At 57.5% G+C, this 7,273-nt stretch carries 6 protein-coding genes, 2 tRNA genes and 1 other RNA gene; 3 read left to right on the top strand and 6 right to left on the bottom strand.

Annotated elements, in window-relative coordinates; translation table 11 throughout:
* The 3 genes from HMPREF2712_RS07875 to HMPREF2712_RS07865 form a co-directional block, all read right to left on the bottom strand.
* Positions 1-209, bottom strand: a 209-nt coding sequence (locus HMPREF2712_RS07875) for a hypothetical protein (protein WP_210401023.1), incomplete at its 3' end; no start/stop codon positions are given.
* A 497-nt stretch (positions 210-706) separates the two neighbouring features.
* Entirely contained in the window at positions 707-1,774 is a 1,068-nt protein-coding gene (locus HMPREF2712_RS07870; protein ID WP_070819686.1) for an S-layer homology domain-containing protein, read from the bottom strand.
* Between the two features lie 376 nt (positions 1,775-2,150).
* Complete coding sequence (locus tag HMPREF2712_RS07865; RefSeq protein WP_070819707.1) at positions 2,151-2,942, bottom strand: YaaA family protein; 792 nt, start codon at positions 2,940-2,942, stop codon at positions 2,151-2,153.
* A 172-nt stretch (positions 2,943-3,114) separates the two neighbouring features.
* Between HMPREF2712_RS07865 and rnpB the strand changes: the two genes are divergently transcribed.
* Positions 3,115-3,520, top strand: an RNA gene (gene rnpB / locus HMPREF2712_RS07860) — RNase P RNA component class A.
* A gap of 132 nt (positions 3,521-3,652) precedes the next feature.
* Here the strand turns inward: rnpB and def are convergent.
* From def to orn, 3 genes are all read right to left on the bottom strand, one after another.
* Positions 3,653-4,225 (bottom strand): peptide deformylase, encoded by a 573-nt coding sequence (gene def, locus HMPREF2712_RS07855; protein ID WP_044141710.1) that lies wholly within the window; start codon positions 4,223-4,225, stop codon positions 3,653-3,655.
* 132 nt (positions 4,226-4,357) lie between these two features.
* Positions 4,358-4,430 (bottom strand) — tRNA-His (locus HMPREF2712_RS07850).
* Between the two features lie 106 nt (positions 4,431-4,536).
* Positions 4,537-5,223 carry an oligoribonuclease gene (gene orn / locus HMPREF2712_RS07845; protein WP_070819685.1) on the bottom strand — a complete coding sequence of 229 codons (687 nt, stop codon included), beginning with the start codon at positions 5,221-5,223 and terminating at the stop codon, positions 4,537-4,539.
* Between the two features lie 175 nt (positions 5,224-5,398).
* On the opposite strand from orn, the gene mptB reads away from it, so the two are divergent.
* Both mptB and HMPREF2712_RS07835 read left to right on the top strand, forming a co-directional pair.
* A complete protein-coding gene (gene mptB / locus HMPREF2712_RS07840; protein ID WP_070819684.1) occupies positions 5,399-7,072 on the top strand; it encodes a polyprenol phosphomannose-dependent alpha 1,6 mannosyltransferase MptB in 1,674 nt (557 codons plus the stop codon).
* 107 nt (positions 7,073-7,179) lie between these two features.
* Positions 7,180-7,255 (top strand) — tRNA-Arg (locus HMPREF2712_RS07835).
* Positions 7,256-7,273 lie beyond the last annotated feature (18 nt).

The following is a 7,273-nucleotide window of genomic DNA, read 5'->3' as shown; positions in this document are numbered from 1 at the left end:
TCCTGCTTATCACCCTGCACGGGCGCGTTCTGTACTGGCGCGTTCTGTACGGGTGCGTTCTGGGTGGGGGTGTTTTGGGCGGGGGAGGCGGGCGCCGGCTGAGCCGCCACCGGCGTCAAAGCCAGCAACGGAGACAAACCCAAAACCAGGGAAGCACCCGCAACTTTTCGGCGCGTGCCACGAGCAGGCTTAAAGAAGGAGGACATCATTATCCAATCTGAATTTTCTGCATGAAAGAGGGCGAATGAGAAAAGAAGTTGAGAGGATAAATGAGTGACAGTCCACCGCACCAAACCCGCACGAATTCACATCGTAGAGGACCCGTAGCAGCGGCATACTGAAGTGCAATCTCAGCCTACCAACCCGCGTCTTAAACATTCAATGAAAACACGAGAAAAACATGCCGATGAGAGTTATAAGACAAAAAATTCAAAAATTACGCCCATGTTTTATACAAAGCCCAAACCCCCAAAAAGACCACACAATAGAGAGACAAAAATGGAAGCATCACCAGCGCTAAAAACGGCACCCAGCAGCGCCTGCACCAGCAGCGCCAGTACCAGAAAACGGGCACACAAAAAGGGGCGGCGAGAGAAAAACTCTCACCGCCCCTTCTATAGCCACTATCTTCAGATGCTGTTCTCAGAAGTCAACCCACGCTAAAATGTGTAGGGTCAACCACCCGGTTCACGGCACCTGCCAAATCCTAATCATCGATATAAGGGCTACTGGGGATGTCAATCATGTTCAGCATTGACAGGACACGAGCCAGCTCCTCGCGGGTAGCAATCTTGGTCGGACGGAAATCCTTGCTCTTATTGTAATAGCTCGTATCAATATTCACCGACGAGTGCAGCCACACCGACTCGGTGTAGAACGGGGAACTCGGCTTCATATCCTGCGGGGTGGCGGGACGGAACCGCGAAGGACGACGACCGGGGGTAAGCATAAAGTAACGGTAGAAGAACGCGGCCATCGTAGCGCGGCTAGCTACCGCCTCCGGGTGCATCTTACCGTCAGACCAGCCGGAAGTCAGACCGTTCTGATACGCCCAAATATACGCCGGGTAACGCTCATCCTTCGGGGACAAATCCGGGAAAGGAGAACGCGCAGGAAGCTTTACCTTCGGCGAGCGGGCGCCTCGGTAGATTGCATCCATCAGGTCGCCGCGGGTCACCGCACGCTTAGGGTAGAAGCAACGTTCCTTATCGAGCAGCAGAACCTTTGCCTTACATGACCTGTAGATATCGGGGGCGTACTCGCCATCCATATCAATGTCCACAATGAAAGGTGCCCACGCGAACTCCGTGTCAATCTTGGGGCGAACTTCAAGAGTGCGCAGAATGGTGTACTGCTCACGGCGCGGACGAAGAGACAGGCGAACACCAAAGTCTGCATTCGGGCCACCGGTGATCTCAGGATCAATGACGTGATGCCTAATGTAGACATCATTCTCGATGCGCTTCTTCGGCTCAAGAGAGAAGAAATAGAACTGGGTGAAGCCCTTCTCCTTGGTGTAGTAGCCAACCTCAATGTACGGGGTGTACAGACCGGTATCAAGCACAGCCTGCAAGCCGGTAATCTCATAGCTGAGGTTGAAGCCGCTAATATCAAACGACGCCTCGGTAATCTTGAACGTCAGCGGAGTAGTCTTAACGTCCAAGGTGGCAGCCTGAGCGCCCTGCTCACCGGCATGGTGTGCGCCCAAGGCGCCGGCGACTGTTAGCGCTGCCGCACCCTTAATGAGGGCGCGACGAGAGGAAAAAGTAGACATAACGTTGTCCCATCGATGTGTTTCTGAGTGGTTACTTCTACGCTAGCAAACCAATAACCATTGGGTAAGCCTCTAGTCGTTTGCTATACGTACGTGGCGTGACGTGTTTCCATGTGTGCTGAGTTGAGAATATGAGTGTTTGTGAGTGAAATACCCACCATCAATGGCGAGCCGTTTAATACTATAAACATTTTTACTCGCAAAAAGAAGGCGGATAGTTGGACACTAACCGCCTTCTCTGCTCATCAAAAGCTACCCCTAAAATGTGGGGAAATGTGGTTTTACAAGGGGTAATACAGATTTAAGCCACTAGAAAAATAGTTAAAAAATTTTCAATATGATGCAAAAAATAAGCGGAAACAAATAGTTGGGCAACCTACTGCTCATGCACCAGCAGCGTCAAAATACCCGCCTTACGCGCCGTCGGCAGGGTACACTCCACCGACCAATCCTCGCTGACCGCTTCCAAAAATTCGGCAATACCAGCCGTAGAGCCATCAATTGGACGAGCCGCCAAACCCGACTGAATCAGGTAGCGTGCAAACAGGCCGCGGTAATGCTTCGCCATGTGCGAGACGACCTTACGCGAACCATCAGCAGCCACACGCTCCACACGAACCGCCAGAGTCTGCGACGGGGGAGTCACCCACGACTTTGCGTAGGCGGCAGAACGGCAATCTAGAATCAGCTGGTCCCTCGCAGTCGCTTCCAGTGTGGTACCCAGCGCACCTTTCCAGAAGGAGGCGAGCGCACCCACCGATCCCAGCTTCACGCCCATCGAGAGGCGGTAGGCGGGGATTGCGTCTTCGGGGCGCAGAATACCCCACAGTGCCGAAGAAATCAGTAGCGACCAGTGCGCGGCATCGCGTTCGGCGGGGGAGAAGCTCGCATAATCCAGCGCCTCAAAGAGCACACCCGTGTAGGTGCGGATCGCGGGCTGTGCCGGTTCGGTCAGCAAGCGGGTATTGCGTTCCACCTCTGCTGCGAGGGATGCACCCACCTTGAGCTCCGCCAGAGCATCGGGGCCCGAACTGACTGCGGTCAGCTCCTCCAGGACGCTCTCACGCTCGGCAGTGAGCTCGGGGAACGAGAGGTCAGCGAAGCATACGGGCGCGTTGCCAGCCGGGGCGGGGGTCTTACCTTCAGACGGGGGAAGAAGAATCAGCATCTCTCCAGTGTACCCGCGAGACGCAGTGTAGCTACGAGGCGCAGTGTAGTTGCGAGGTTCCTGCATATGCCCGCGAGGCTGCTAGTGTGCCTCCTCGTACCCCCGTGTACCCGCGAAGCGAACCCGGGAAATAGCCACATCCAAGGGTGTGCGTATAATGGGTTGGGTGAAACGGGCCGTCTGGGCAATCGCGAGGCACACGTGCTTCGAGGAAAGTCCGGGCTCCACAGCACAGGATGGTGGATAACATCCACTCGGGGTAACCCGCAGGCCAGTGCCACAGAAAGTAAACCGCCGCGGTTCGCCGTGGTAAGGGTGAAAGGGTGGTGTAAGAGACCACCAGCGGGCGCGGTGACGTGCCCGGCTAGGTAAACCCCATTCGGAGCAAGGTCAAACAGAATACGCCATGGTAGGGTAGTGCGCCCGATCCCCGTCAGCTTCCTTTACGGAGGTGGGGTGCGTATTCGGGTAGGCTGCTTGAGACGTGCGGCAACGTACGTTCTAGATAGATGATTGCCTCAAAACGCCCCTTCGGGCGGCGTTTTAGACAGAACCCGGCTCATAGGATGACCCGTTTCACGCTACCGTTGGCTGATGGAAAATATCATCGGTCGATGGAAAACGAAGACCGCGAATGCACTCTCGAGCGCATTCGCGGTCTTCGTTTTAAGTTCTCGGGAGGTCGGTCCGACCTTCAAAAGAGCTCGTGATTAGTGGCCGAACGGATCCGGATCCACGCCGGGCATCCACGAGTTACCGTCGACGGTCCAGCCTTCCTTCTTCACGACCTTCTTCATTTTGCCGGTCCACTTCTTGTTCAGGCGGTTCACGTACAGCTTGCCGTCCAGGTGGTCGGTTTCGTGCTGCATGCAGCGTGCGAACCAGCCGGTCGCCTCAAAGTGGACGGGGTTGCCGTGCTCGTCAAGACCGTTCACGGTCACCCACTCGGCGCGCTTGAGGGGGAAGCCGTAACCGGGGAAGGACAGGCAGCCCTCTTCCTCCTCGTAGGGGTCCGGGTCAGCGGTAGAAATCTTGCCCAGGGTCAGTACCGGGTTGATGATGCAGCCGCGCGGGGGAACGCCGTCCTCATTCTCCATCTTGTAGGTGAAGATGCGCAGGCCCACACCGATCTGCGGTGCCGCCAGGCCCACACCGTTGGATGCGTCCATGGTTTCGTACATGTCAGCTACGAGTTCCTTGAGCTCATCATTAAACTCGGTGACGGGTGCCGCGGGGCGGTGCAGAACGGGGTTGCCGTGAATAACGATGGGGCGAATAGCCACGGAATTATCCTTTGCTTGTGTTGAATGGGAACTGTTGAACTGGAACTTGCCGGGTACACCGTGCGCGGGTGAACCGGATTGAGGGTAAGCGAAAGGGCCGTTACGGATAACCATAACGACCCTTTCCATCGGGGTGATCGACGGGGGTTGAACCCGCGACCTCCTGGACCACAACCAGGCGCTCTGCCAACTGAGCTACGACCACCATGTGCTTCGCTTGGTTTCCCTTGCGATATGCAACGGATACTACTGTACAGGAGATTCAGAAACCTGCCAAGTTGAAAAGCCGTGATGCTCGTTACATGCTGTGCTTACGCCTTGGATGCCTCAGTCGCCTCAGAAGCGGACGACTCAGCCTCACGCTCAGCCGCCTCGCGTGCGGCACGCTCCGCCTCCACCTCACGCGCAATCTGCGCCGAAGCAATCGCATCCGGGCCCTGCGGCACAAAAATGGCGCGGCGGTAATACTTCAACTCATCAATCGAGTCCTTGATATCGCCCAGTGCACGGTGGTTACCGGTCTTCGCCGGGGCACTGTGACGAGCCGCCGGGTACCAGCGCGCCGCCAGCTCCTTAATGGTCGACACATCAATCACACGGTAGTGAAGGTGTGCCATGACCTCGGGCATGTAGCGCTCCAAGAAGCGCTTATCCATGCCCACCGAGTTGCCGCCCAGCTGCGCCTTGCCCGCCACCGGAACATACTTCTTGATGTAACGAAGCACCTGCTCCTGCGCGTAATCCATCGACACACCGTGCTCAATATCGGGCAGCAGACCCGACGCCTCATGCATCGAACGCACAAAGTCATTCATGTTCTCCAGCGCACCGGCAGGAGACTCATCACCGGGCTTGATGACGAACTCAACGCCAGAACCCAGAATGTTCAAATCGGCATCCGTGACCAGAACGCCCACCTCGACGAGAGCGTCGTTCTCCACGTCCAGGCCGGTCATCTCGCAGTCAATCCATACAATACGTTCACTAGAAATACTCACCCTCCCACTCTACCCCTAAACGCCGCCGACCGGACTCCCACGATGTCATAAAAACACACAGGTAGGGGAGTCGATGCGTGTCCACAAGCGCTTTCGTAACAGTGATTCTCACAAGTGCGTCCAAGGGCTCCGGTATGATAAAAACCAGAACGACGATGCAGACAGAAAGGGAGTTATGCGCGCACCAAAGGAGCTAGCACACCGGCTCACCACCCCCGGCGCACACGACGCACCTCTCTCACCCAAACTCTTGGACTACGTCAATAACCACCGTCTGCGCACGGTGATTATCGGCACCATCGGCTCCATCATGGTCACCCTCGGCTCCTACGCCGTCGGCTGGCTCGCCGACAGCTCCAGCTTCTGGCGCTACGACATTATTCGAGCCATCCGATTCGAAGCCACATGGGTCATCACCGGCATCATCATGCTCGCCCTCGGCGCTATGATCATGTGCCGCGAATGGCTGCGAATCTACCAGAAAATGGGCGACTGGAACGAACCCAACGCCATGCGGTGGATGATTGCCGTCACCGCCAGTTGGTCCCTGCCGCAGATTTTCGCGTTCACCATCTACAGCCGCGACATGTTCTCCTACTACGGTCAGGGCATGGTCATGGCGCACGGCCTCAACCCGTACAAGCATGGCGTTTCCGAAATCTCGAACTTCATGCAGAACGGTGCGGACCCCATGTGGGCGGAATCCCCGCCCCCGTACGGACCGGTCTCCCTCAAGTTTGAAGAGTGGATTGTGCGCCTGGCGGGGGAGAACATCGACCTCTCCCTCTTCTACTTCCGCCTGCTCTCTGTGCTCGCGGTCATCGGCATCCTCTTCTACGTGGCAAAACTCGCCAAGGCACACGGCTTCAACCAGGTCCGCGCCCTCTGGCAGATCGGCCCGAACCCGCTGTTCATCGCATCGTTCATTGCCAGCGGCCACAACGACTCGCTCATGACCATGTTCATGCTCGGCGGCCTCTACTACGCCAAGCGCTACCGTGACACCTGGTGGGGCGGCCCGCTCGGCGTGACCTTCGTAGCCCTCGGCGTTGCCGTCAAGCCGCTCGCTCTCGTGGTGCTGCCCTTCGTGGGTCTGCTCTGGGCTGGTAAGAACGCCTCCTGGCCGCGCAAGTTCATCTTCTGGGCATTCTCCGGCGTGCTGCTGCTCGCCGAAATGGCGCTCATGGGCTGGGTGACCGGACTGGAATTCGGCTGGATTAAGGCACTGTCCACCACCGGTGGCCAGTACATCTGGTACACCCCCTTCGGCCTAGTCATCGGCGCCGCATCCCTGTTCGTTCAGGGAGACGCCTTCGAGGTCATCCGCAAGCTCATCGAGACCGTCGGCAAGGGCATCGGCATGCTCGGCGCAGTAGCCATGGCATTCGTTGGACGCGACCGCAACATCGTGCGCCACGCCGGCCTCGCAATCCTGTTCATGCTCCTGTGCAGCCCCATGATTCAGCCCTGGTACCTGCTCTGGGCAATCCCGATGCTCGCCGCAACCGGCCTGCGCTCGCACTTCCAGCTCATGTGGTACTTCATCACCACGCTGTTCTTCATGGCGTATGGTGTGAGCGACCAGCTGAACGTCTCGCCCTACCTGCGCGATTTCAACCAGGACATGGGCCGACTCATCGCGACCGTCATCTGCTTGGGATACATCATCTACCTGGTCGCCCTCGACCTGGCAACCCGCCGCCTGGTGTACGTGAGCCTGCACCCCACGCAGATTCGCCGCACCACTATCCGCCTGTGGTGGCAGCTGTTCCCCGGCGCATCAAGCCGCCGTGCACGCCGCCGCGAGGTGAAGAAGGCAGAACGGGAAGCCGCCAAGGTAGGCTCCTAGCGCGAACTCATAGTTCGCCAGCCTGGCTGGGTAGCTCAGTGGAACAGCCCCCCGCGTGAGATGTGCTGTGCATGAGAAGCATAAATTCTCATGTACCCTAGAGGAAGGCCTCAGTAGCTCAGAGGATAGAGCAGGAGCCTTCTAATCTCTTGGTCGGGGGTTCGATTCCCTCCTGGGGCGCCACATGTAAAAACCGCCCCG

This window comes from Rothia sp. HMSC064F07, assembly GCF_001837265.1.
Classification (GTDB): Bacteria; Actinomycetota; Actinomycetes; order Actinomycetales; family Micrococcaceae; genus Rothia; species Rothia mucilaginosa.
This window is presented reverse-complemented; position numbering and strand designations above follow the sequence as displayed.

Bases quoted from the DNA above. Each gene is read 5' to 3' on its own strand.
- HMPREF2712_RS07870 (WP_070819686.1), bottom strand. From the start codon at position 1,774: ATGTCTACTTTTTCCTCTCGTCGCGCCCTCATTAAGGGTGCGGCAGCG.
- HMPREF2712_RS07865 (WP_070819707.1), bottom strand. From the start codon at position 2,942: ATGCTGATTCTTCTTCCCCCGTCTGAAGGTAAGACCCCCGCCCCGGCT.
- mptB (WP_070819684.1), top strand. From the start codon at position 5,399: ATGCGCGCACCAAAGGAGCTAGCACACCGGCTCACCACCCCCGGCGCA.